The 23,881-nt window shown below is 72.0% G+C and carries 24 protein-coding genes and 1 pseudogene; 10 read left to right on the top strand and 15 right to left on the bottom strand.

Annotation, left to right across the window (positions count from 1 at the left end):
• Window positions 1–119 precede the first annotated feature (119 nt).
• Window positions 120–698 carry an XRE family transcriptional regulator gene (locus ABGA98_RS31665; RefSeq protein ID WP_347622069.1) on the top strand — a complete coding sequence of 193 codons (579 nt, stop codon included), beginning with the start codon at window positions 120–122 and terminating at the stop codon, window positions 696–698.
• 50 nt (window positions 699–748) lie between these two features.
• Here ABGA98_RS31665 and ABGA98_RS31660 read toward each other — a convergent pair whose 3' ends face one another.
• Entirely contained in the window at window positions 749–1,780 is a 1,032-nt protein-coding gene (locus ABGA98_RS31660; protein ID WP_347622068.1) for an Rv2578c family radical SAM protein, read from the bottom strand.
• A 134-nt stretch (window positions 1,781–1,914) separates the two neighbouring features.
• On the opposite strand from ABGA98_RS31660, the gene ABGA98_RS31655 reads away from it, so the two are divergent.
• The 3 genes from ABGA98_RS31655 to ABGA98_RS31645 all read left to right on the top strand — a co-directional run bounded on the left by ABGA98_RS31655 (window position 1,915) and on the right by ABGA98_RS31645 (window position 4,110).
• Window positions 1,915–2,196, top strand: a complete 282-nt coding sequence (locus tag ABGA98_RS31655; protein WP_347622067.1) for a DUF3040 domain-containing protein — start codon at window positions 1,915–1,917, stop codon at window positions 2,194–2,196.
• Window positions 2,197–2,383: 187 nt separating this feature from the next.
• The gene (locus ABGA98_RS31650) at window positions 2,384–3,028 is read left to right on the top strand and encodes a PadR family transcriptional regulator (RefSeq protein ID WP_347622066.1); all 645 of its coding nucleotides are present in this window, start codon (window positions 2,384–2,386) and stop codon (window positions 3,026–3,028) included.
• A gap of 218 nt (window positions 3,029–3,246) precedes the next feature.
• Window positions 3,247–4,110, top strand: a complete 864-nt coding sequence (locus ABGA98_RS31645) for an alpha/beta hydrolase (protein WP_347622065.1) — start codon at window positions 3,247–3,249, stop codon at window positions 4,108–4,110.
• Between the two features lie 7 nt (window positions 4,111–4,117).
• Here ABGA98_RS31645 and ABGA98_RS31640 read toward each other — a convergent pair whose 3' ends face one another.
• From ABGA98_RS31640 to ABGA98_RS31620, 5 genes are all read right to left on the bottom strand, one after another.
• Window positions 4,118–5,692 carry a penicillin-binding transpeptidase domain-containing protein gene (locus ABGA98_RS31640; protein ID WP_347622064.1) on the bottom strand — a complete coding sequence of 525 codons (1,575 nt, stop codon included), beginning with the start codon at window positions 5,690–5,692 and terminating at the stop codon, window positions 4,118–4,120.
• Between the two features lie 65 nt (window positions 5,693–5,757).
• Window positions 5,758–6,420, bottom strand: a complete 663-nt coding sequence (locus tag ABGA98_RS31635) for a lysophospholipid acyltransferase family protein (protein WP_347622063.1) — start codon at window positions 6,418–6,420, stop codon at window positions 5,758–5,760.
• A 252-nt stretch (window positions 6,421–6,672) separates the two neighbouring features.
• Window positions 6,673–7,269 carry a CoA pyrophosphatase gene (locus tag ABGA98_RS31630; protein ID WP_347622062.1) on the bottom strand — a complete coding sequence of 199 codons (597 nt, stop codon included), beginning with the start codon at window positions 7,267–7,269 and terminating at the stop codon, window positions 6,673–6,675.
• A gap of 71 nt (window positions 7,270–7,340) precedes the next feature.
• Window positions 7,341–7,649, bottom strand: coding sequence for a hypothetical protein (locus tag ABGA98_RS31625; protein ID WP_347622061.1), 309 nt, complete (start codon window positions 7,647–7,649; stop codon window positions 7,341–7,343).
• 91 nt (window positions 7,650–7,740) lie between these two features.
• Window positions 7,741–9,720, bottom strand: a complete 1,980-nt coding sequence (locus ABGA98_RS31620; RefSeq protein WP_347622060.1) for an ATP-binding domain-containing protein — start codon at window positions 9,718–9,720, stop codon at window positions 7,741–7,743.
• Between the two features lie 64 nt (window positions 9,721–9,784).
• Between ABGA98_RS31620 and ABGA98_RS31615 the strand changes: the two genes are divergently transcribed.
• Complete coding sequence (locus ABGA98_RS31615; RefSeq protein WP_347622059.1) at window positions 9,785–10,387, top strand: TetR family transcriptional regulator; 603 nt, start codon at window positions 9,785–9,787, stop codon at window positions 10,385–10,387.
• A gap of 13 nt (window positions 10,388–10,400) precedes the next feature.
• On the opposite strand, the gene ABGA98_RS31610 is transcribed toward ABGA98_RS31615, so the two are convergent.
• Together ABGA98_RS31610 and ABGA98_RS31605 are read right to left on the bottom strand one after the other, a co-directional pair.
• Entirely contained in the window at window positions 10,401–10,823 is a 423-nt protein-coding gene (locus tag ABGA98_RS31610; protein ID WP_347622058.1) for a nuclear transport factor 2 family protein, read from the bottom strand.
• Window positions 10,820–11,665 carry an NmrA family NAD(P)-binding protein gene (locus ABGA98_RS31605; RefSeq protein ID WP_347622057.1) on the bottom strand — a complete coding sequence of 282 codons (846 nt, stop codon included), beginning with the start codon at window positions 11,663–11,665 and terminating at the stop codon, window positions 10,820–10,822. The genes ABGA98_RS31610 and ABGA98_RS31605 overlap by 4 nt, the downstream gene beginning before the upstream one ends.
• Window positions 11,666–11,736: 71 nt before the next feature.
• On the opposite strand from ABGA98_RS31605, the gene ABGA98_RS31600 reads away from it, so the two are divergent.
• A complete protein-coding gene (locus tag ABGA98_RS31600; RefSeq protein WP_347622056.1) occupies window positions 11,737–12,681 on the top strand; it encodes an AraC family transcriptional regulator in 945 nt (314 codons plus the stop codon).
• A gap of 23 nt (window positions 12,682–12,704) precedes the next feature.
• Here the strand turns inward: ABGA98_RS31600 and ABGA98_RS31595 are convergent, their stop codons facing one another.
• The 3 genes from ABGA98_RS31595 to ABGA98_RS31585 all read right to left on the bottom strand — a co-directional run bounded on the left by ABGA98_RS31595 (window position 12,705) and on the right by ABGA98_RS31585 (window position 16,634).
• Window positions 12,705–13,676: a tyrosine-type recombinase/integrase gene (locus tag ABGA98_RS31595; RefSeq protein ID WP_347622055.1), complete on the bottom strand. Its 972-nt coding sequence runs from the start codon at window positions 13,674–13,676 to the stop codon at window positions 12,705–12,707.
• 65 nt (window positions 13,677–13,741) lie between these two features.
• Window positions 13,742–15,397, bottom strand: coding sequence for an acetolactate synthase large subunit (locus tag ABGA98_RS31590; RefSeq protein WP_347622054.1), 1,656 nt, complete (start codon window positions 15,395–15,397; stop codon window positions 13,742–13,744).
• Window positions 15,398–15,455: 58 nt separating this feature from the next.
• Entirely contained in the window at window positions 15,456–16,634 is a 1,179-nt protein-coding gene (locus ABGA98_RS31585; protein WP_347622053.1) for a cysteine desulfurase-like protein, read from the bottom strand.
• 218 nt (window positions 16,635–16,852) lie between these two features.
• Here ABGA98_RS31585 and ABGA98_RS31580 point away from each other — a divergent pair, with 218 nt between their 5' ends.
• Entirely contained in the window at window positions 16,853–18,283 is a 1,431-nt protein-coding gene (locus ABGA98_RS31580; protein ID WP_347622052.1) for a wax ester/triacylglycerol synthase family O-acyltransferase, read from the top strand.
• 77 nt (window positions 18,284–18,360) lie between these two features.
• Here the strand turns inward: ABGA98_RS31580 and ABGA98_RS31575 are convergent, their stop codons facing one another.
• The 3 genes from ABGA98_RS31575 to ABGA98_RS31565 form a co-directional block, all read right to left on the bottom strand.
• Window positions 18,361–18,861: a GNAT family N-acetyltransferase gene (locus ABGA98_RS31575; RefSeq protein ID WP_347622051.1), complete on the bottom strand. Its 501-nt coding sequence runs from the start codon at window positions 18,859–18,861 to the stop codon at window positions 18,361–18,363.
• A 111-nt stretch (window positions 18,862–18,972) separates the two neighbouring features.
• On the bottom strand, window positions 18,973–20,391 hold the full coding sequence (locus ABGA98_RS31570; RefSeq protein WP_347622050.1) for an MFS transporter: 1,419 nt from the start codon (window positions 20,389–20,391) through the stop codon (window positions 18,973–18,975).
• An 11-nt stretch (window positions 20,392–20,402) separates the two neighbouring features.
• Window positions 20,403–20,618, bottom strand: a complete 216-nt coding sequence (locus ABGA98_RS31565; RefSeq protein WP_347622049.1) for a hypothetical protein — start codon at window positions 20,616–20,618, stop codon at window positions 20,403–20,405.
• A gap of 78 nt (window positions 20,619–20,696) precedes the next feature.
• On the opposite strand from ABGA98_RS31565, the gene ABGA98_RS31560 reads away from it, so the two are divergent.
• Window positions 20,697–21,158: a MarR family winged helix-turn-helix transcriptional regulator gene (locus ABGA98_RS31560; RefSeq protein ID WP_347622048.1), complete on the top strand. Its 462-nt coding sequence runs from the start codon at window positions 20,697–20,699 to the stop codon at window positions 21,156–21,158.
• 30 nt (window positions 21,159–21,188) lie between these two features.
• Here ABGA98_RS31560 and ABGA98_RS31555 read toward each other — a convergent pair whose 3' ends face one another.
• The gene (locus ABGA98_RS31555) at window positions 21,189–21,872 is read right to left on the bottom strand and encodes a TetR family transcriptional regulator (protein WP_347622047.1); all 684 of its coding nucleotides are present in this window, start codon (window positions 21,870–21,872) and stop codon (window positions 21,189–21,191) included.
• 196 nt (window positions 21,873–22,068) lie between these two features.
• On the opposite strand from ABGA98_RS31555, the pseudogene ABGA98_RS31550 reads away from it, so the two are divergent.
• Window positions 22,069–22,974 (top strand): annotated as a pseudogene (locus ABGA98_RS31550) (RNA polymerase sigma factor); the annotation flags it as partial.
• A 109-nt stretch (window positions 22,975–23,083) separates the two neighbouring features.
• On the top strand, window positions 23,084–23,854 hold the full coding sequence (locus ABGA98_RS31545; RefSeq protein WP_347622046.1) for a class I SAM-dependent methyltransferase: 771 nt from the start codon (window positions 23,084–23,086) through the stop codon (window positions 23,852–23,854).
• Window positions 23,855–23,881 lie beyond the last annotated feature (27 nt).

Here is a 23,881-nt window from a genome sequence, read left to right as displayed (position 1 = left end):
CGCCGGTCGGCGTGCCGAGCGTGATCCGATACGCGCCCGCGACGCCGACGATGTACCGACAGCATCGCCACCGCCGTTTCCTTCTTGCAAGAAAAGTTGCGGATCGGCATTATCAAGTGATGGACAACCCTGTAGGAGACGTTCTGGCGGGAGTTGGGCCACGTCTGCGTGCCCTGCGCCGGGAGCGCGGCACCACGCTGGCGGCGCTGGCCGGCGAGACCGGCCTCACGGCGAGCACCCTGTCCCGTCTCGAGAACGGCAGGCTCCGCCCCACCCTGGAACAGCTGCTGCCGCTGGCCCGGGCGCACGGCGTGCCGCTCGACGACCTGGTCGCGGCCCCGCCCACCGGCGATCCGCGCATCCACCTGCGACCGGTGCGGCGATCAGGGCTGGTGCTGGTGCCGCTGACCAGGCGGCCAGGCGGGATCCAGGCCTACAAGGTGATCTATCCCCCCGCGGGCCCGACGCCCACGACGAAACTGCAGACCCACGAGGGATACGAGTGGTTCTACGTCCTCGACGGGCAGGTCAGGTTCGTGCTCGGCGAGCAGGAGTTCCTGCTCGGTGTCGGGGAGGCCGCGGAGTTCGACACCCGCATACCGCACAGCATCGGCAGCGCCGGCAGCCGGCCCGCGGAACTGCTCACCCTGTTCGGGGCGCAGGGAGAGCGCGCCCATCTGGGACCGTCCAGACACTGACCACCTCACCGTGTACGACCCCTCCGCCCCGGGCCAGGGTGGTGCGGTGGTCACAGGAGGCGGAGCTGCTCGGGCTCGGGCGGCGCCGGTGGGCGGCGGGGCGGGACGCGGCGGGCCATGGCCGGGGTGGCCCGGCCGACGCCATGGCGCTCGGCCAGCTCCTTGACCAGCCCGGTCACGCGCGCCTGATAGGTCTTGGGCGCGTACGCACCTCTGCCGTAGAGCTCCCGATAGCGCGGCACCAGCCGCGGGTGCTCGCGCGAGAGCCACCCCAGCCACCACTCGCGCGCCCCCGGCCGCAGGTGCAGCACGATGGGCGCGAGGTGGGTGGCGCCCGACTCGGCGATCTCCTTGACCGTGCGCTCCAGCTGGGCGGGGGAGTCGGTGAGGTAGGGCAGGATCGGCGCCATCAGCACGCCGCACGCGATGCCGTTGTCGTTGAGAGTGGCGCACGTCTCCAGCCGTCGCCGCGGGTGGGGCGTGCCCGCCTCGACCGCGCGCCACATCCCGGCGTCGAGGAAGCCGACCGAGACGTTGGCGCTCACGTCGGTCACGCCGGCGGCCTCGGTCAGCAGGTCGAGGTCGCGCAGGATGAGCGTGCCCTTGGTGAGGACGGAGAACGGGTTGGCGGCGTCGCGCAGCGCGGTCAGGATGCCGCGCATCAACCGGTAGCGGCCCTCGGCGCGCTGGTAGCAGTCGACGTTGGTGCCCATCGCGATGTGGTGACCGCCCCAGCGGGCTGCGGCCAGCTCCTTGCGGGCCAGCTCGGCGGCGTTGACCTTGACCACGATCCTCGAGTCGAAGTCCGCTCCGGCGTCCATGTCCAGATATTCGTGCGTCTTTCGGGCGAAGCAGTAGACGCAGCGATGGCTGCAGCCACGGTAAGGGTTGATCGTGTACTCGAACGGCACCCGGCTGGCTCCCGGCACCTTGTTGATGATCGACCGAGCCTGGATCTCGTAGAAGGTCATCCCCTTGAACTCGGGCGTGTCGAACGTGCGGGTGACCGCGCCGCGGGCGAACAGCGGCACGGCCGGATCGTCCTGACCGGGCGCGGCCAGGCGCAGGTTGTCCCAGCGCATCCCATGATTAGAACAAGAATTCGAGCGTGATCGCAAATGAAAAGAGGCGGCAATTACCTGGTCGGGCGGGGGCTAATGATCTTCATGGTTGGGCAGAAACACGCCTGAAGAGCTTGCGTTCGGGAGGTGCACCCATGGCCTGGTCGCAGGACGAGGAGCGGATGCTGGCGGAGATCGAGCAGCACCTCGTCGACGACGACCCGCGACTCGTGGCTCGGCTCGAGTCGTTCAACGAGCGGGTCCGTCGCAGTGAGGCGAAGACCCGGCGGTCACCGGGCGCCCCGCGCAGCCCACGCCGCTCGACCGTGATCATTCTGATCAGCTGGCTGCTCATCGCGACCCTCATCGCCACCCTCCTGATCATGGTGCTCCGCCTCGACGCCGCCGCCGCGCTGGCTCTGACCACGGCCTTCTGAATCCCGGCCTGAACCCGGCCTCCCGTTCCCCTCCCGACCGCGCGTAGCCGGGCCCGCGCCGGGGGCTGCATCCGTCCATCGCGCCCAAGCCCGGCCTCGACCACGACGAAGCGACCTCGTCCCGGTGACGGTCTTCACGCCTGCTACTCGTGCGCGTATATTCGTAGACGAGTAGGAGGTGGGCGGGATGCCGAAGCGGCGACGGGTCGGAAACCTGATGGCGCTCGCCGTGCTGACCGCGGTCGTCCAGCGGCCGATGCACCCCTACGAGATGGCCTCGGTCCTGCGGGCACGCGGCAAGGACCAGGACATGCCGATCAAATGGGGTTCCCTCTACACCGTGGTCCGCAACCTGGAGAAACACGGCCTGCTGGAGGTCGTGGAGAGCGGGCGGCAGGGCGCCAGGCCGGAGCGCACGGTCTACCGCGTCACCGACGCCGGCCGCCAGGAGGCCGACGACTGGACCCGCGAGCTGCTGTCGGTTCCCGAGCGGGAGCCGACGGCGTTCGAGGCCGGGCTGTCGGTGATGGGCGGTCTCGGTCCCGACGAGGTCGCGGCGCTGCTGCGGCAGCGGCTCGACGAGCTGCGACGCCAGATCGAAGACGACCGCCGCGCTCTGGAACATCAGCGTGGCGAGCTGCCCCGGCTCTTCCTCCTGGAGTCGGAGTACGCGCTGGCGATGCGGGAGGCCCAGGCCCGCTGGGTGAGCTCGCTGCTGGCGGAGTTCGGCGGAGGCGCGTTCCCCGGCCTGGAGGAGTGGCGCGCCTATCACTGGACGGGCCGGATGCCTCCTGACGTGGCGGACCTCGCCGAGAGGGGGCGCACCGACTGACCAGCCCAGGCCGCCGAAAGGCCCGGCCGCACCAGCCGGCCCCGGGGCCGCGCTGAGCGGACCTCGGGCCGTACCACGAAGAACCGGCGGCGGTGTTGCAGCACCGCCGCCGGGAGACCTCGCACCGCAGACCCGCGAAGCGGACCCCGGCCACGAGATGGCACTCGCAACAATAGCCGGGCTCCCTTCACGGGCGGAAACCACTATGGGAGCCAAGCATGACGACCACCACCTCGGGCGACGTGACATCGAAGGACGGCACCACGATCGGCTACCACCGGCTCGGCCGCGGCCCCGGCCTCGTCCTCCTGCACGGAACCATGCAGGTCGGCCGGAGCCAGATCGAGCTGGCCCAGGCGCTGTCGGACGACTTCACCTGCTACCTGCCCGACCGCAGGGGCCGCGGCATGAGCGGCCCGTACGGCCCCGCCTACGGCGTCGAGCGGGAGACCGAGGACCTCCACGCCCTGCTCGCGGCGACCGGCGCCCGCTACGCCGTCGGCATCAGCTCGGGCGCCATCATCGCGCTGCGCACCGCCCTCACCCCGTCGGTCCTCGACAAGATGGTGCTCTTCGAACCACCGCTGGACATCGCCGGCTCGAACCCGACGGACTGGCTGCCCCGCTTCGACCGTGAGATCGCCGCGGGCGACACCACGGCGGCGCTGGTCACCGGCATGCGGGCCACCCGCATGGGCCCGGCGATCTTCACGATGATGCCGCGCGTCCTGCTGGAATGGCTCACCGTCCTCGCGCAGAAGGGGCAGGAGAAGGCCGGGGCGAACGGGGAGCCGACGTTCGACGAGCTCGCCCCGACGCTGCACTACGACGTGCGGGTGGTGGCCGAGACGGCCACGGCCGGCGATCCGGTGGCCTACCGGTCGGTGGACGCCGACGTGCTGCTGCTCGGCGGCTCCAGGAGCCCGGCCTACCTGCGTACGGCGCTCGACGCGCTGGAGCGCGTGCTGCCGCGCGCCCGCCGGGTGGAGATGGCGGGTCTCGGTCACAGCGCCACCTGCAACGCCGCCCGGCGCGGGCGGCCGGAACGGGTGGCCGCCGAGATCCGCGAGTTCCTCGCCTGAGCCCGGCTCAGAGGCCCTTGAGGAAGGTGGCCGCCACGGGGGCGGCCACCGACCCGCCGCCGCCACCGCCCTCCACCACCACCGCGAACGCCACGTCGTCCTTGAACCCGATGAACCAGGCGTGGCTGTCGAGCTTCTCCCCGGTGCCGTATTCGGCGGTGCCGGTCTTGCCGTAGGTGCCGGCGGGCAGCCCGGCCGCCTTGGCGGTGCCCTTGGTCACCACGGCCGACATCATCGCGTGCAGGCCGTCCTTGACCCCGTCGGGCAGCTTCTGCTCCGAAGCCTTCTGCTTGAGCTCGGGCACCAGCATCGGCGGCCGCCACGTGCCGTCGGCGATGGCGGCGGCCACCGACGCCATCGACAGCGGGCTCGCGGTGATCCTGGCCTGCCCGAACGACTCCGCGGCCAGCTCGGCGTCGGACTCGGCCTTGGGGAAGCCGGCCTCGGTGGCCGGCACGCCGATGTTGAGCGGCTGGTTGAAGCCGACGGACTCGGCCGCCTCCAGCAGCTTGTCGGCGCCCAGCTCCCGCTGGGCCAGCGGCGCGAACGTCGTGTTGCACGAGTGGGCGAACGCGTCGAGGAACGACAGCGACCCGAACTCCGCCTTGTCGGAGTTACGGATCTTCAGCCCGCCGACGGTGGCGTACTGCGGGCACGTCACCGTGTCCTCCTCCGACACCCCTGCCGCCAGCAGCCCGATCGCGGTGACCGCCTTGAAGGTCGAGCCGGGCGGGTAGCGGCCGTCCAGCGCCCGGTTGAAGCCGCCCTTGTTGTTGACCACGGACAGGATCTCGCCGGTCGACGCCCTGATCGCCACCATCGACGCGGGCTTCTCGATGTCCTTGACCGCGTCGACCGCGGCGGCCTGCACCTTCGGGTCGAGCGTCGTGCGCAGGGGCTCGCCGTCCTTGCCCTCGATGGTCTCCAGGGTCTTGCCACCGAGCATGATCTCCGTGGACGGCGTGCCGGCCAGCTGCTTCTGGAACGTCCGCTGCAGCCCGTGGTGCCCGATGGTCTGCCCGGGTTCGTAGGCGGAGCCGAGCTTGGCGGCGTCTTTCTTGGAGGCCTTGTCGAGATAGCCGACGAGCTGCTGCACGGAACCGCCGACCGTGCCGGTGTCGATGCGCCCGCCCTCGGCGTCGGTGATCTCGGCGCGTTCGGGCCAGCGGGTCTTCACCGCGAACGACGCCCCCTCGGTCATCGACGGGTGCAGCGTCGTGAGCTTCCAGTCGACCTTCCAGGTGCGGTCGGCCACCTTGAGGTCGATCTCGCCCTCGTAGACCCAGGTGCCGATGTCCTTCAGCGTCAGGGTCGCGGTGTAGGGGGCGCTGGCCCGGTCGTCGCCCTCGGTGACCTGGCCCAGCCGGATCATGGTCGACTCCACCGCGAGCGCCTCGCGTTGCTGGTCGTACGCGCTGAACTGCTGCGGTGCGGCCAGCTCGGCCGCCATGGCGGCCTTGTCGCCCGCCTGCCAGGCGGCGGCGAAGCGCTGCGCCGTCTCGGCGGGCGTGCCCCTGGTGTGCAGCACATAGTAGGCGCCGCCGCCCGCGGCCCCCACCGCGAGCACGGCGGCGACGGACACGATCGCGATCGTACGACCCCGCGCCACTGATCAGCCCCCTCGTCATCGACGCCGGACGGCCCGGCTCATGGTGTGCCGTTGGCGGCGGCCTTGAGGCTCGACGCGTAGGCCGGCACGTATTCCTGCCCCGACAACTCCTGGATGGCCGCCATGATCTCGTCGGTCACCCGGCGGCGGTCACGGGCCTTGGTGTGGTCGCCGTCGAAGCGCATGGGCGCCCCGATGGCGATGCCGATCCGCGCGGGCCTCGGCACCGACGTCCCGGGCGGCAGCACCTTCTCGGTGCCGCTGAGCGCCACGGGCAGCACGGGGGCGCCCGTCCTGAGCGTCAGCCAGGCCACGCCGACCTTGCCGCGGTAGAGGCGGCCGTCGGGGGAGCGGGTGCCCTCGGGATGGATGCCGAACAGCTCGCCCCGCCCCAGCAGCGCGGCGGCCTCGTCGAGCATGACCTGGGCGGCGTGCGCGCTCTCGCGGTCGATCGGCAGGCTCCCGCCCAGCCGCATGAAGAACCCGGAGATCGGGTTGCCGTCGAAGTATTCGTTCTTGGCGGTGAACGTCACGTGCCGCGGCAGCAGCGCGGGCAGCAGGAACGAGTCGAGCACCGACAGGTGGTTGGCGGCCAGGATCGCGGGCCCGCTCCTCGGCACGTGGGCCGCACCGGTGACATGCGGCCGGCACATGGCGTGTGCCAGTGGCGCGGCGGCGAACTTGACCACTTCGTACAGCAACGAGCACTCCTGCGATCATCGGGCGGTCGGCCACCCCACCATAAAGCAGGCGCCCCGCCGGTGGGCGGGACGCCTGAAAAGCTGTTAAGGCCGATGTGGCGGTCGCCTCCTCGGCGAGATGCACAACACGGCTCCAGCCGAACGGTATTCCGTGAAGGCGGTAATTTGCGGCCCGGGGGACACAGACCACATCGGCCTTTCGATGCTAACGGACATCCGGCGACGCGAATTCCATGCGCCCCCAAGAATCGGTCACGTTCTCGTCCAATGTGGTTGCGCTACGTCGAAGACCCGCTGCTCACGGCCACGCAGCGCCACTTCCGCGAACTGCCACAAAATCGCCCCGGTCGGCGCGTGGATCACGATCGAGGGGCCCAGCGGCATCTGCAGCAGCTTCCCCTTCCAGCGCGGCACCCCCGGCGCCAGGAACCGCTCCAGCGGCACCGCGTGCACCGAGGCCACCTCACGCGGGTCGGCCACCGGCTCCTGCCGGCCGCCGAACGCCACCACCGGCGTGATCACGAATCCGGAGTCGGTGACGAAGTCGTCGAGCAGCCCGGCCACCTCGACCCCGGTGACGCCGGTCTCCTCGGCCAGCTCGCGCAGCGCCGCGTCCACCGGCCGCTCCCCGTCGTCGAGCCGCCCTCCGGGCAGCGCCCACTGCCCGGGGTTGCGGCCGTGCGGAGCCCGCCTGATCAGGATCGTGTACGGGCGGCGCTCGGCGTCCTCCAGCACGCACACGGTGACGGCGGCCCTGCGCACCCCGCCGACCGGCGGCACCTGCCTGCGGTCGAAGGCGGCCAGGCGGGCGATGATCTGCTCGCGCAGCACGTCGATGGGCGACAGCACGCCACCAGGATCTCACGGCGCGTGTGACGCGCGCGGGACCATGACGACCCGGGCGCCGGCGACGCGCGGCGTCAGGCGTACATGCTGCTCATGACCACGATGCCGAGCACGAAGCCCAGGATCATCCCCACCCCGGCGGCGACGGCGGCCCACTTGCCCAGCGGCTCGCCGCGCGTGTGGCCGACGATGCCCAGCACGATGCCGGCCAGGCCGAACAGGATAGGGATGAACAGCACGGCCACCGCGGCGCAGACGAACCCGATGATCGACAGCACCTGGTTGGCCGGTCGAGGTTGATGGGGCGGTTGCGAGTAGGGCGGCGGTTGCGACCATGCGGCCGGAGGTTCGTCGCCGTGGGGCGGCTCGGAGGGCGTCGTCACTGCGCTGGCTCCTCTCGGAGGCGTGAACCACATCACACCTCGCCACGGCGGCCCTGTCGAGCCGGTGAGCCGGATCGGCATTCCCGCGGCTTCAGCGGGGCTGGGTGAGCTGGGGAGGCAGCGGACGCGCGTGCACGATGTCGAGCCGGGAGACGGCCCTGGTGAGGGCGACGTACAGGCGGTTCAGCCCGCGCCGCTCCGCCTCGGCGATGGCGGCGGGCTCGGCCACGATCACGTGGTCGTACTCCAGCCCCTTGGCCATGGCGGCGGGCAGCACCGTCAGCCGCTCGCCCGCGTCGACGCCCTCCTCCCGCAGCGCCGACGCGAGCTCCTCCACGTCCGCGCCGGCCGCGATCACCCCGATCGAGCCCTCGAACGCCAGCGCCTCGCGCACCGCCGCCACCACGCCCTTGGCCGGCGTCGCCACCCGGGTCACCCGCAGCCGGCCGTCGGCGCGGTACGAGCGGGTCGCGGGCACCTCCACGTCGAGCGCCGCCAGCAGCGTGTTGGCCAGGTCGACCACCGCCGCGGGCACCCTGAAGCCGGTGGTCAGGGCGACGATCCGGGCGTCCGGCTTGCCGAACAGCTCCATGCGCTCCCGCCACGAGGTGGCGGCCCACGGGGTGGTGCCCTGGGCGAGGTCGCCGAGCACGGTGAGCGAGCCGTGCTCGCTGCGCCTGGCCACCGCCCGGCACTCCATGGGCGACAGGTCCTGGGCCTCGTCCACGATGACGTGCCCGTAGCCGCGCGGGCGCTCGATGAGCGCGGCGAGCTCGTCGAGCAGCACCAGGTCGGCGGCCGACCACGGGGCGCTCCTGACGCCGCGGGGCGGCCTGTCCCAGGTGATGGCGGCGCGCTCGGCGGGCGACAGCACGCCGGCGGCCGGGTCCGGGCCGGATCCCGGGCCGCGCAGCAGCTCGTACAGGACCTCCGCGGGCTTGACGGCGGGCCAGAGCACGTCGAGCGACGGGGTGACGCCGCGGCCGATCTTGCGCAGCCAGGCCGCGTTCGGCGTCTGCCCGCGGGTCTCGGCCTGCCGCCGGATCGACTCGACCACCCTCGCGCGTACGCGTTCCCGCCCCACGGCGTACGGGAGCGACTCGCGCCGGGTGTCGTCGACGAAGCGGCGCAGTTCGTCCTCGTACACCCGCCACCGGTAGGAGCCGTCGGGCACCACGACCGGCTCGGCCGGCCTGCTGATCCGGCCGTACAGGGCCCTGCGCAGGACCTCCGCCATCCGGGCGTCATGCTTGACGGCGGCGGCCTCCTCGCTGTCGGTCGCGGTGACGGGCAGCGCGCCGAGCAGCCGCCCCAGCGTGGTCTGCTCGACGTCCACCTCGCCGAGCGCGGGCAGGACGGCGGAGATGTAGCCGAGGAAGGCCCGGTTGGGGCCGAGCACCAGCACACCCGAGCGTTCGAGGCGCTGGCGGTGCGCGTACAGCAGGAAGGCGGCCCGGTGCAGCCCGACCGCGGTCTTGCCGGTGCCGGGGGCGCCCTGGACGCAGATCGAGGTGTCCAGGGCGGCGCGTACGAGGTCGTCCTGCTCGGGCTGGATGGTGGCGACGATGTCGCGCATGGGGCCCACGCGGGGGCGTTCGATCTCGGCGGCGAGGATCTTGCTCCCACCCTCCTCGCCCTGTTCGAGCCGCTCGTCCTCGAAGCCCGTCAGGGTGGTGCCCGACCAGCCGAAGCGGCGGCGCACCGCGACGCCCTGGGGGTCGCGGGCGCCGGCCCGGTAGAAGGCCCTGGCGACGGGCGCGCGCCAGTCGATCACGAGGGGCGGGCCGCCGTGCTCGCCGGTGATGTGGCGCCTGCCGATGTGGTACGCGCGGCCGCGGTGCTCGGCCGAGCCCGGCCCGAAGTCGAGCCGGCCGAAGAAGGGCGGCCCTTCGGGCTCTTCGCCGAGCTCCTTGGCCAGGCTCTTGAGGTGACGCCCCAGGCGTTCCGCGCTGTAGCGGTCGCCGGCCACGGCCTCGCCGACGATCACGTTGTCACGCGCGCCCTGCACCATCCTGCGCAGTCCGGCCCTGCACTCTTCGACGTACTGTCTCTCGTCGTCGAGCGTTCCCATCGCACCCCCAAGTGTTAACTCGGTTAAAAGATTAACCAGGTTAACACTTTGGTAGGGTGTGCTCATGACGGGACTTCGGGAGCTTCAGCGGCAGCGGGTGCACGACGCCATCTCGACGGCGGCCATCGCGCTCTTCCTGGAGCGCGGGTTCGACGAGGTGCCCGTGACGGAGATCGCGGCGGCGGCCGGCGTGTCGAAGCCGACGCTGTTCAAATACTTCCCGACGAAGGAGGACCTCGCCCTCCACCGCATCGCCGACCACCGGGGGGAGTCGGCGCGCGTGGTGCGGCGGCGCGCGCCGGGCGAGGGGGCGGTGCGGGCGCTGCGCCGCCACTTCCTCGACGGGCTCGCCCGGCACGACCCCGTCACCGGGCTCAACGACGACCCCGAGGTGGTGGCCTACCACCGGATGGTGTTCTTCACTCCCGGCCTGGCGGCGCGGTTGTTGCAGCACATGGCGCAGGAAGAGCGGGCACTCGCCGAGGCGCTGGCCGAGACGGCCGACGACCTCACCGCGGGCCTGCTCGCGGGGCAGGTGCTGGCCACGCAGCGGGTGCTGGCCAGGCGCACCTGGGAGCAGCTGGCCGGCGGCCGCCCGCTCAGTGAGGTCGAACCCGAGGCGGTTCGCGCGGCCGAGCGGGCGTTCTCGCTGCTTCCCGCGCTGTGACCCGCGCGCGGGCTCAGCCGGTCCCGGCCGATGGCGGGGCCGGCAGCCAGGTCTCGTGCAGGTGCAGCCAGTCCAGGCCCGCGCCGCGCCGGAACACCACCGTCGCCCGGCGCCCCCGCGCGTCCGGTGGCGGCGCGGGGGCGCCGACGGCCGTCCCGTGCCATTCCTCGTAGGTCGCCACCACGAGATCGCCCGAGTCGGCCACCACGCGGACGTCGCGGATGGTGATCCTGAGATCCGGCGCGCTGCCGTGGGAGCCCTCCACCCAGGCCAGGACCTCCTTCTGCGCCATCGCCACCCCGTCGGGGCCGACCAGGGTGAAGTCCGGTGCGAGCGCCCCGGCGAAGGGCCCGAAGTCCGCCCGGTCGGCCGCTCCGGTCAGCCACCCCTCGATCACCTGGTGCAGGCGGATCACCTCGCGTTCGGCGTCCGTCATGACAGGCCCCTGGCGGCGATCCAGTCGCGCAGCGGCGTGAGGGAGATGCCCAGCCGCTCCCCGGCGTCGTGGGCGGGGGCGAAGAAGCCGTCCGTGTCGCGGATCCACCGGTAGGTGCCGGCGACCCCGGCGGCCGTCGGTGCGCCCGCCATCCGCGCCAGGTCCGCCTCGAACGCGTCCACGTCCTGCTCCTCGTAGCGCACCCGCGGCCCGAACGCCGCCGCCAGCTCCTGCCCCGTCAGCGCCTGCGGCCCGCCCACGTCCAGCGTGAGCCCGTCCAGCCCGTCGCGTGTGAGCGCGGCGGCCGTCGCCGCGCCCAGGTCGTCGTGCGTCAGCCACGGTACGGCGACCCGCGCGGGGACGGGGTAACGCAGCACGCCCGAGCTCGCCAGCGGGCCGGACACCCAGGGCGCCAGCAGGTTGTCGGCGTACAGGGGCGGGCGCAGCACCACCACCGGCAGCCCGCTGCCCAGCAGGGTCGCGGCCGCGCTCGCGCGCGTGTCGAACGCGGCCACGCCCGTCTCGCGGCCGGGCAGCCGGTTGCCCGTGTTGAACACCAGCCGCCGCACCCCGCCGGCCCGGGCGCCGCCGATCACGTGGCGCACGTACGCGGAGACCGTGGCGGGGCCGAACTCCATGGGCAGCACCACCGACGCGTGCGTCACCCCGTCGAACGCCTCCTTCACCCGCCCGGCGTCCCCGAGGTCGCCGGGGAAGGGCCGTACCCCTTCAGGGACGTTCGCGGTGCGGGAGAAGCCGCGGACCTCGTGCCCCGCGGCGACCAGCCGGCGGGCGACGGCGCCGCCCTGGGCGCCCGAGGCGCCGATCACCAGAAATCTCATGGGGTCCATCTTTCCGGCGTGCGGCAATACGCTCTATAAAGGAACATCTCGCGATACTTAAGGATCGTCTGGTGGATGGTGACCTGCTGAGCGAACTGCTGGGGCCGCTCCGCCTGCGCGGGGTGTTCCGCAGCCGCTGGACGGCCCGCGCGCCGTGGGGCGTGACGGGCGAGCGGGAAGACTGCGCGCTGCTGCACTACATCAGCGAAGGCGCGTGCACGGTGGAGCTGCCGGGGGCCGAGCCGGTGCTGCTGGGTGCGGGGGAGCTGGCCGTATTCCCCCACGGCGCGGGCCACCGGCTCGGAGACGCGCCCGGCAGCCCCGCCGTGCCGCTGGACAGCCTGCTCCCCGGGCGGGAGCCGGGCCTGGCGCGCAGGGTGTCGATCGACGGCCAGGGACCGCTGACCGCCGTGCTCTGCGGCGGGCTGCACTACGACGCCGCCGCCGCGGCCCCGCTCTACCGGGCGCTGCCGCAGATGCTCGTACTGGACCGGGCGGCGATCGCCGGCGAGCCGCTGCTCGGCGACGTGCTGGACCGGCTGGCCGGCGGCTGGGACGGCGGGGAGCCCGGTCTGGAGATCGTCGCGTTGCGCGCCTTCGAGCTGGCCTTCGTGCTGGCCCTGCGCGCGGCCCTCGCGAACCTGTCCGAGGGCGAGCCGATCCTGCGCGCCCTGCGGCATCCGGCTGTCGGGGCGGCGCTGCTGGCCGTGCAGACCAGGTTCGCCGAGCCCTGGACGGTGGAGTCGCTGGCCGAGGAGTCGGGGCTGTCGCGCTCGGCGTTCGCGGCGGCCTTCCGCGAGCTCGTCGGCGAGGCGCCGATGCGGCACCTGACCGCCCGCAGGATGCAGGAGGCCGCACGGCTTCTCGCCGGCAGCACCCTCCCGCACAGCCGGATCGCGCGGCGCGTCGGTTACCGGTCGGCGGTCGGATTTCACCTGGCTTTCAAGCAATGGCATGGTGTGACGCCCGGCGAATATCGCAAGAACGCCGACGTCCGCGCGGGTGGGAAGGGGTGACCGGCTCGGCCGGCCCGGGCCGGTCAGGTGAGCGGGCGGGGGGCGGGCAGGCGGAGGCGGTCGACGGCGTCGCGGCGGGTCTTCTCCGGCCGGCGGTCGTAGCGGGCCGTCGTGGCGGGGGAGGAGTGGCCCACCAGGGCCTGGGCCGTCGCCAGGTCCACCCCGGCGTCCAGCAGCTCGCCGATGAACGTGCGGCGGAAATCGTGCGCCGTCCGCCGCGACGCGCCCGCCTCCCCGAACCGGCGGGCCAGGATGTCGGCGATGCCCTGCCCGGTCAGCCGCACCGGCCGGCCGTCGCGCCGCCGCAGGGTGCCGTACTTGCTGATCGGGCTGAACAGCGCCCCCGGGCCGGTCCCGCGGACCGCCAGCCACCGCTCGACGAGCCCGATCGCCTCCGCCGTCAGATAGACGAGGCGCTCCTTGTCGCGCTTGCCGCGCACCCGCAGGGACCGGGCGCCGGGGTCGTAGTCGGCCAGCGCCAGACCCGAGAGCTCGGCCCGGCGGCAGCCGGTGGAGTAGAGGACGGCGATCAGCGCCGCGTCGCGCACCCCGGCGGGGGAGTCACCGCAGGCCGACAGGGCCGCGCCGACCACCTCGGGCGGAACGTGGTGCCCGGTGGGCAGCCGGCTCTGGCGTACGGGGGCGAGGTCCGAGGCGCGGGCGAGGTCTTCGGCGCTCGTCTGGCCGAGCCGCCACGCCTCCTTCAGCACCCGCCGCAGCGCCACCAGGTGCTTGTTGACGTACGCCGCCGACCAGCCCTGGTCGGTGAGCATCGTGCGGATGCGGACGGTGTGCTCGTAGCGCAGCAGGTGCCACGGCTGGCCCGCGCCCGTGGCGCTCTCGTCGCCGGTGAGCAGCCGGGCCAGCCGGTCGAGGCAGCCGCGCATGGTGCGGCGCGACTCGGGGCTGGTGAGCGAGTCGAGATAGACGTGGTAGGGGTCGCGCGCCGGCTCGACCGGCGGCGCCGCGGCATCGGGCACGGCAGGCAGGCTCACCGGGCCGATCTTACGGCCCCGCCGCCCGCGAGCCCATCCGGGCGGGCCGCCGGCCCGCGGCCCTGTCAGAAGGGGCCGGTCAGCTCGCCCAGCTTGTCGGTCAGCTGCAGGTTGGCCGCGTAGTCGACCGGGACCGCGATCACGGACACGACGTCGTCGGACAGCGCCCTGCGCAGTGTGGGCAGCAGCTCGCCGGCGCTGGTCACGCGGTGGCCGCGGGCTCCGAAGCTCTCGGCGTACGTGACGAAGTCGGGGTTGCCGAACGCGACGTGGGAGTCGCGCCCCAGCTCCAGGTCCATCTTCCACTCGATCAGCCCGTAGGCGTCGTCCACCCACACCAGCACCACGAAGGGGATGCGCTCGCGCACGGCGGTCTCCAGCTCCTGGGAGTTCATCAGGAACGCCCCGTCGCCGGTCGCCGCCAGCACCTTGCGCTCAGGGTGGGCCAGCTTGGCCGCCAGCGCGCCCGGCACCGCGAAGCCCATGGACGACAGCCCGTTGGAGACCAGCATCGTGTTCGGCTCGTAGGCCGGGTACATGCGGGCCATCCACATCTTCACCGCTCCGGTGTCGGCCAGCACGATGTCGTCGCGGCCCATGGCCTCACGGATGTCGGCGACGATCCGGCGCGGCGACAGCGGGAACGCGCCCTCGGCCCGCCCCTGCGCCAGCTCCTCGCCGATCATGCGGCGGATCTTCTCGCCGGTGCCGTTCATCTCGAACCGCCGGTGCACGGCGTCGCCGAGCGCGTCCAGCGAGCGCGAGACGTCGCCGTGCACCCCGACCGCCACGGGGTAGTGGTCGTCCACCTCGGCGGGGAACCGGTGGATGTGGATGATCTTCTTGTCGCGCAGCGGGTTGATCTTGACGGGGTCGAACTCCTGCAGCTCGTATCCGACGCTGATCAGCACGTCGGCCTCGTCGAAGCCGAAGTTCACGTAGTCGTGGCGCATGAAGCCCACCGCCCCCAGCGCGTGCCGGTGGTCGTCGGGGAAGACGCCCTTGCCGTTGAACGTGGTGGCCACCGGCAGCCCGAGCCGTTCGGAGAAGCGCACCAGGGCCCGCGAGGCGCCCGCCCTGGTCGCGCCGTGGCCGGCCAGCACGATGGGCCTGCGGGCGCCGTCGAGCACCTCGGCGGCGCGGGCGATCTGCGAGGCCGAGGGATCCTGCGGGCGTACGACGTTCACCGGGAGCGGGGCCAGGCCGTCGGGGAACGGCGCCGACTCGACGTCCTCGGGGATCGCCAGGTAGACGGCGCCGGGCCGCTCGGTCTGCGCGGTCTTGAACGCCTTGCGGATCATCTCGGGCAGCGCCTGCGGCGACGGCACCAGCTCCGCCCACTTGGTGATCGGCCTGAACAGCGAGACCAGGTCGACCACCTGATGAGACTCCTTGTAGATGCGGTCGAGCCCCACCTGGGCGGTGATCGCCACCACCGGCGTGCTGTTGGTGGTGGCGTCGGCCACGCCGAGCTGCAGGTTGATCGCGCCGGGGCCGAGCGTGGCCGACGCCACGCCGGGCCTGCCGGTCAGCCTGCCGTAGATCTCCGCCATGAACGCCGCGCCCTGCTCGTGACGTACGAGGACGTAACGGATGGAGGAGTCGTGGAGCGCGTCGACGAAGTGGATGTTCTCCTCACCGGGGATGCCGAAGACGTATTCGACGCCCTCCGCCTCCAGTGCCTGCACGATCAGCCGGGCGGCGACGGCCTGCCGGGACATGGGAAACGCCTCTTTTCATGAAAGACTGCGTTCCTCAACAGCACCGGGACACTCCGGTTCATTCCAGCCCGGCCACCCCTTCGAGCAGCCGGTCGACGTCGGAGCGGTCGTTGTAGTGCACCAGGCCCGCGCGCACCGCGCCGCCCGACTCGCGGATGCCGAGCGCGCCGGTCAGCTCCCAGGCGTAGTTGTGGCCGTTCCACACGTTCACGCCCAGCCTGGCCAGGTGCTCGGCCACCTGGCGCGGGGTGTGGCCGGCCACGTTGAAGTAGGCGGTGGCGGTGCGCCTGGCGGGCTTGCCGTACACGGTGACGTGCGGCATCGTCTCCAGCCCTTCGATCAGCACCTGGAACAGGGCCAGCTCGTGCTCCTCCGCCGCGGCCATCGAGGCGAGCAGGCGCTCGCGGCGGTTCCCCGTGCCGGGGACCATGGAGGCCAGGTGGTCCACGGCCGCCGTGACCCCGTCCAGGTCGGCGAACGCGGCCGTGCCCGTCTCGAACCGCTCGGGCACGGTGTCGGCCGAGGAGGCCAGCTTGTCCGGCCGGATGGTCTCCAGCAGCGCCGGGTCCGCCACCACCGCGCCGATGTGCGGTCCCGACCACTTGTACGCGCTCGTGGCGTAGAAGTCGGCGCCCAGCGCCCGCATGTCCACCGGGCCGTGCGGGGTGGCGTGCACGCCGTCCACGTACGTCAGCGCGCCCGCCCGGTGCGCCAGCTCCGCGATCGCGGGCACGTCGGGGCGGGTGCCGAGGATGTTGCTCGCCGCCGTCACCGCCACGACCCTGGTGCGCTCGCCGATCAGGCTCTCGTACTGCTCGACCGGCAGTTCCCCGGTGACCGGGTCCACCTCGGCCCAGCGCACGGTGGCGCCGGTCTGGGTCCAGGGGCGCACGTTGGCGTCGTGGTCGAGCCTGGAGACCACGACCTCGTCGCCGGGGCCGGCGATGGCCCTGGCCAGGCGGTAGGTGAGCGTGGTCATGTTCGGGCCGAGGATGACGCCGTCCGGATGGCCGCCGACCAGGTCGGCGACGGCGGCGCGGCAGGCGGCGACGATGGCGTCGGAGCGGTGGCTGGCGGGGAAGGCGCCGCCGACGTTGCCGATCCCGGTCCGGTATGCGGTGGAGATGGCGTCGATCACCGACTGCGGCGTCTGCGTGCCGGCGGCTCCGTCAAGATAGGCGTAGCCGTCGGAGAGTGCGGGATAGGTGGCGCGTACCGTTTTGATAGGGAAAGGCATGGTATGTAGATGCTCAGCCTCGGAGACCTCAATCGTGCCACGCCGACGCGTCAGCACCTTCTTGTGCTGTCATGCGAAGAACTCGGCGTCGTACGGACCTGGCCGCCGCCGGGCAGGAAGCCGAAGAGGTCTGCGGATCTCGCGGGAAGGGAGCTGGACGACGTGCCGAACGCGCCCTTGACGTGGGCGGCCGGCCTGTCCGGGCGGAGGTTCGACGGATGCCCCAGCTGACCGCCCTGGACGCGCAGTTCCTGTACTTCGAGACGGCCACGAACATCGCCAACATCGCGGGCCTGGCCATCCTCGACGGCGACCTCCACCGCGCCGACCTGCAGGCCCTCCTCGAACAGCGGCTCCCGTACGTGCCCGCGCTGCGCCGCAAGCTGGCCCCGGTGCCGCTCGGGCTCGACCACCCGTACTGGATGCAGGAGGACGATCTCGACCTCGACTACCACGTGCGCGAGATCGGCCTGCCGCCGCCCGGCGACGAGCGGCAACTCGCCGAGCAGGTCTCGCGGCTGCACGCCCGCCGGCTCGACCGGCGCCGGCCGCTGTGGGAGATCTACCTCATTCACGGGCTGTCCGGCGGCCGCATGGGCCTCTACACGAAGATCCATCACGCGGCCGTGGACGGGGTGGGCGGCGCCGACGTACTGGCCGCGCTGCTCGACACCGGCCCCCGGCCCGCGCCGCCGCCGGAGGAGGAGCCCGAACGCGACGCCCCGCCTCCCGGGGAGGCGGAGATGCTGGCGCGCGGCCTGGCCCGGCTGGCCGGCAACCCCGCGCACGCCGTGCGGTTCGCGTCCATGGCCGTCCCCTACCTGGACGAGATCCCCATCGTGTCCTCACTGCCCGGCGCCCGGTTCGTCTCCGGGCTGGCCCGCAGGCTGGCCGGCGCCGGGCAGGTTCCCGACCTGCCGACGCTGCCCGCGCCCAGGACGCCCTTCAGCGGTCCCGTGTCGGAGCACCGGCGCTTCGCGTACGTGTCGCTGCCGCTGGACGAGCTCAAGCAGGTGCGCAAGGCGTTCGGCGTCACCGTCAACGACGTGGTCATGGCCGTGTGCGCGGGAGCGCTGCGCGGATGGCTGGCCGCGCACGGGGGCGTCCCGAGCCAGCCGCTGGTGGCGGGCGTGCCGTTCTCGCTGCGGGACGCCGGGGAGGAGGGGCCCGGCAACCACGTGACGATCATGACGGCCCCGCTGGCCGTGCACGTCGCCGACCCCGTCGACCGGCTGCAGCACGTGCGGCAGGCCATGCGGCGGCTCAAGGACCGGTTCTCGCCGGCGTCCGCGCGGTGGTTGCGCGAGTTCAGCGAGTCGATGCCCGCCGCCCTCATGGGCCTGGCCTCCCGCTCGGCGTTCGCCCTGCTCGGGCAGGCCGCCCCGCCGATCAACCTGATCGTCTCGAACGTGCCGGGCCCCCAGTTCCCCCTGTACGTGTGCGGGGCCCGGCTGCTGCACCACTATCCGGTCTCCGTGATCTCGGACGTGAGCGGCGGCGTCAACATCACGGCCTTCTCCTACGACGGCTCGCTCGACATCGGCGTCATCACCGACCGCGCGATGGTGCCCGACGCCTGGGAACTCGCCGGACACCTGCGCGAGGCCCTCAGCGAGCTGCGCAACGCGGAAGCAGACGTGCCGCGATAGAGCCTACGGTCAGCCCGTGATCCTGAACCGCCGGGTGCTCGACCGGACGGTCGCTTCAAGGGAGTGCGTCGTGCCGGTCAGGCGGTGGTGAAGGAGATCCACACGTCAGGGCGGACGTCGGGCCGGTTCGGGACGTGCCGGCGTTCCTCGGTCCACGCGTCGCCGGCGAAGTGGGTGGCGACGCTCCGCCAGAACGCGACGGCCGCCGCGTTGGCGTCCTGGAAGGCGATCTCCCAGGGGCCGGGGTGCCGCGAGATCACCTCGCGTACGACGGTCGTCCCGATCCCGGACCGGCGCGCGCCGCGTACCACGAAGAAGGCGTTCAGCACGCGCGCGGGGCCGGACAGCGCCCGCACGAAGGAGAACCCGAGCGGCCGGTCGCCGCTGGTGAACAGGTAGGCCGCCCAGTCGTCGTCCTCGAGCGCCGAGCGCAGCCGTTCGCTGTGGTAGGTGGCGTCGGGGCTGGGCAGCCCGCCCTGGAACTCCGCCATGTCGTGGCGGAACATGAGCCAGAGGCGTTCGACGGTGGGGTGGTCCGCGGCGGTCACGGGCCGCACGGTTGCCTGAAAAGTGGTCATACAAGCATTTTCCGGCTGGGAGCAACCTTCAGCCGGAAAGCTAAATCTAGCAGACCCATCTTCGGTCGACGGCGGCATGAGTCAGGGTGCGGCCAGAGCCGTGAGCGGCCGTCAGACCCGCCCGTGCCGCGGCAGCAGCAGGCTGACCAGCGCGATGGCCAGGCCGAGCCCGGCCGCGATGAGGAAGACCAGGTCGTAGCCGGCGGCGAGGGCGGCCGGGGTGCTCCCCGCGGCTTCCGTCGCTGTCGTGGCGCCGGCGGCCGTCGCGAGCACGGCCAGGCCCGCCGACCCGCCCACCTGGCCGGCGGTCTGGGCCAGGCCGCCGACGATCCCCGCATCGCCCTCGGGAGCGTCGGCGGTCGCCGCGGCCATGAGGATGGGGAAGGTCAGCCCGATGCCGACCGCGACGAGCAGCGTGGGCCCGAGCACGCTGGTGACGTAGCCGCTGTCGGCGTGGGCTTGGGAGAGCCAGCCGAAACCGGCCAGCAAGCAGGCGGAGCCGGCCGGCACCAAGGCCCGTGCACCGGCACGCGGCAGCAGCAGGGCGGCCCATCGCGCGATCACCATGAACGTCACCGCCGCGGGTGTCTGCCCGAGCCCGGCCTCGAGCGCGCTGAAGCCGAGGACGTTCTGCAGAAACAGCGACGAGAAGTACCACATCGCGATGGCGATCCCGCCGAACAGCAGCAACATGCCGCTGCCGACGGCGATCCCCCGGATTCTGAACAGCCGCATGGGCATGATCGGCTGGGTGGCGAATCGGGCCTCCACCACGGTGAAGGCGACGAGCAGCAGCACGCCCGCCACGGCCGGCCCGAGGACGGGCGCGGACGTCCAGCCATGGTCGACGCCCTGCATGACGCCGTAGATCAGGGCGGCCAGCCCTGCCGTCCCCGTGACCGCGCCCGTCAGGTCGAGGGGTCCCCGCCGCCCGGTTCGCACGCCGGCCAGCGACACCATGGCCACGACGATCAGCACGGCGCCGATCGGCACGTTGATGAGGAAGACCCACCGCCACGACACGCCCGTCGTGATGGCGCCGCCGGTGACCGCGCCGGCCATACCGCCCACGCCGCCCGACGCGGACCATGCGCCGAACGCCTTGGCCCGCGCCGCCGGCCCCGTGAAGGAGGTGTTGATCACGGCCAGCGTCGCCGGTGCCATCATGGCGGCCCCGATGCCCTGCGCCACGCGGGCCGCCACCAGGACCTCCGGAGCGGCGGCCAGGCCGCCGGCCAGGCTCGAGACGGAGAACGCCAACAGCCCGGCGACCAGCATCCGGCGCGGCCCGAACAGGTCCGCGGCGCGGCCGCCGAGCAGCATGAAGCCGCCGAAGGTCAGCAGGTAGCCGTTGACCACCCAGGCCAGGCCGGTGGGCGTGAAGCCCAGCTCCCCGCCGATGGAGGGCAGGGCGAGGTTCACGATGGACGAGTCCAGGATCACCATGAACTGGCACGCGCACGCCAGCGCCAGGGTCATCCGGGCAGGACCGGTGCGCTGCCGGCCCGGCGGGGTCGTGGTGCTGGTCACGACGCGCCCCTTCACGAGGTCCGGGAGGTCGTCGCGGCGATGGTTTCGCGGGCGTCGCCGCCGTCGGTGACGCGGCCGTCCTCCAGCAGCCGCATCGTGATGCGGGCCAGCCTCCGTCCCTGATACCTGGCCGCTTCCAGCGCCGTGGCGTCGGAGCCGTCCCCGTTCACCAATGACGTGCCGTACGGGTTGCCGCCGGCGGCGTACACGACGGGCTTCACGGTCATGTGCGGCTCCTCGATCTCGTGTAGAATTAGTTATCCGGATAACTATTATGCGCATAACTAATTTGTCAAGGAGAGCCGATGGACTTCGAGCAAGCCGACGCCCTCAACCAGGCCATCCGCCTGTTGAGCCTGCGCCACCGGGCCAGGGCCGCGGCGTTGCTGGCCCCGCTCGGCCTGCACCCCGGGCAGGAGGCGCTCCTGCTCGAACTCGCCAGGACCGGCCCGATGATCCAGGCCGAGCTCAGCGAGGCGCTCGGTTGCGAGCCGCCCAGTGTCACGCTCATGACCCGCAAGCTCGAAGCGGCCGGGCACGTCCGCCGCGCACCCGCCCCCTCGGACAGGCGCGCCAGCGTCGTCGAGCTCACCGACAGCGGCAGGGCGCTGGTCGGCCGGATCAAGCGGCTGTGGTGCGCTCTGGCGGACGAGACCGTGACCGGCCTGCCCCCACAGGCCGTGGCGGAGTTGCCCGGCATCCTCAGGGCGGTGGCCGGCAACGTGGACGCGAGAGCCCGCCGCCCGCACGGCTCCGGCGCGGCCTAGCAGCACGATCCGGGCGGCGGCCTGCGCCGTCTACGCCGGCGGGCGGACGGCGTAGGTGCTGATGGCGGGTTCGAGGAGGTCGAAGACGCGCCGCGCGGCCTGGGTGAGCGCTGCGGCGATCCCGTCCTCTTCATGCCCGGCCAGCACACGGCTCTGCAACTCGCGGAAGAGCAGCCGGTCGGCCGCCGCGAGCTGCGCCGCCACCGCGCGTGCTTCGATCACGCCCCCTTCGGCGGTGGCCTCGGCCATGCCGGATTCGCCGGGTGCCGTCGCGCACGTCTCCGCGACGAGCGCGTCGGCGAGGGCCTCTTCACGCTGGTCGTGCAGGTCGCGCAGCCGGGCGACCAAGGTGGGGCTGTCGGTGACCATCCGGGCGAAGTCGCGTCCGGTGAAGCCGATGACGGGGTCACGCTGTTCCAGCGCCTGCGCATATGCTCGACGTACCGCGCCCAGCGCCGACTCCCCAGGTGGGCGCCGGGCGACCGCCTCCGCCAGGCCCGCCACGAACACCTCGTGGTGGTCCAGGGCTAGATCCTCTTTACGGGGGAAGTAATTGGTGACGGTCATCTTGGCCACTCTGGCGGCGCCGGCGATGTCGGCGATCGTCGTGCGGTCGAAGCCACGTTGCAGGAACAGTTGGGTAGCGTGGTCGGAGATGGCCTGCCTGGTCTCGCGCTTCTTCTGTTCCCTCAATCCCAAGGTGTCGATGCTCATAGCCGCAGTCTCTCACAGAATTTTAGGTTCGACCTACATTTAGGTTGACTCAAGACCAGTGTGCACCTAATGTTAGGCGCGACCTAAGTTTGGGTTGCCGTCCACACTACCCAACGCGAGCGAGGAGAGTGTTTTGTCCCAAGCAGCAGAGGTTCTCGAGCTGGACGAAAGCGTCGCCGACAGTGGCAGCGCCATCAGCGCCGACTCGGTCAAGACCTACCTGAAAGAGATCGGGCGGGTGCCGCTGCTCACCGCCGAGCAGGAGATCGAGCTGGCCAAACGCATCGAGGCCGGGCTGTTCGCCAGAGAGCGGCTCGACACCGAGCCCGACCTTCCCGGCGAGCTCCGCGCCGACCTGGAGTGGATCGCCGCCGACGGCACGCGGGCCAAGCAGCGCATGCTGGAGGCCAACCTCCGGCTGGTCGTCTCCATCGCCAAGCGCTACACCGGTCGCGGCATGCTCTTCCTCGACCTGATCCAGGAGGGCAACCTCGGCCTGATCCGGACGATCGAGAAGTTCGACTACCGGCTCGGCTACAAGTTCTCCACCTACGCCACGTGGTGGATCAAGCAGGCGATCACCCGCGCCATGGCCGACCAGGCCCGTACGATCCGCATTCCCGTCCACATGGTGGAGCTGATCAACAAGGTGGCACGGGTGCAGCGGCGCCTGCAGAGCGACCTCGGCCGCGAGCCCACGCCGGAGGAGATCGCCAAGGAGAGCGAGCTCGAGGTGAGCCGCGTCATCGAGGTGCAGGGCTACGGTCGCGAGCCCATCTCGCTGCACACACCGCTCGGCGAGGAGGGCGACAGCGAGTTCGGCGACCTCATCGAGGACACCGAGGCGGTCTCCCCGGCCGACGCGGTGTCGTTCACGCTGCTCCAGCAGCAGTTGCACGCCCTGCTCGACCAGCTCTCGGAGCGCGAGGCGGGCGTGATCAGCATGCGCTACGGCCTGACCGACGGCAAGCCGCGCACGCTCGACGAGATCGGGCGCGTCTACGGCGTCACCAGGGAGCGGATCCGGCAGATCGAGGCCAAGACGATGTCCAAGCTCCGCCATCCCTCTCGCTCGCTGGCGCTGCGCGACTACCTGAGCTGACCGTTCACCTGGCACACGAGGTTCCGGAGAGAAAGGCTGCGCAAACGGGAACTCAAGACTGTCGCCACAGCCCCTTGGATGTTGCTGTGAGTGACCTAGATTCCCAGGCGTGAAACGCTCCCGTTCGAGCCTCGTCCACCAAGTGACGTACGCGTTCAAGAACCCGCGCAAGATCCTGCCCCACCTGAGGCGGCTCGCCCGCGACACCTGGTTCAGGCTGCGTACCCGCGACCACGTCGCCTACTACCGTGCCGTCATGAAGTCCGACACCGCGCGAGACCCCGAGGGCGCGGTCGGCTCCCACACGCACCGCCGGTGGCTGGCGCTGGGCCGTATGCAGTTCGACTACCTCGTCGAGCACGGGCTGAAGCCGGAATGCCGGATGCTGGAGATCGGCTGCGGCAACCTGCGGGCCGGTCACCTGTTCATCGACTACCTGCACACCGGCAACTACTACGGCATCGACATATCGCCCGACATCCTCATGGCGGCCCAGGACACCCTCGTCGAGCACGGGCTGGGCGACAAGCTTCCGCACCTCACCCCCGTACGCGACCTGCGCTTCGCCTTCCTGCCCGACGAGCACTTCGACGTCGTCCACGCGCACAGCGTCTTCTCCCACTCGCCGCTCGACGTGATCGAGGAGTGCTTCGCCCACGTCGGCCGCGTCATGAAACCCGGCGGATGGTTCGACTTCACCTTCGACCGCACCGAGGGCAAGGAGCACCAGGTGCTGCGGGAGGACTTCTACTACCGCACCCAGACCCTGATCGCGCTGGCCTCCAAGCACGGGCTGCAGGCGAGGTTCATGGACGACTGGGAACGCCTGCCGCACAAGCAGTCGAAGATCCGCGTCACCCGGCGGGCCGACGCCTCCTAGCCGCACGGCGGAAAAACGACCTGCGTG

Origin of the sequence: Nonomuraea sp. B1E8, from assembly GCF_039871515.1 — a bacterium.
Taxonomy (GTDB): Bacteria; Actinomycetota; Actinomycetes; order Streptosporangiales; family Streptosporangiaceae; genus Nonomuraea.
This window is presented reverse-complemented; position numbering and strand designations above follow the sequence as displayed.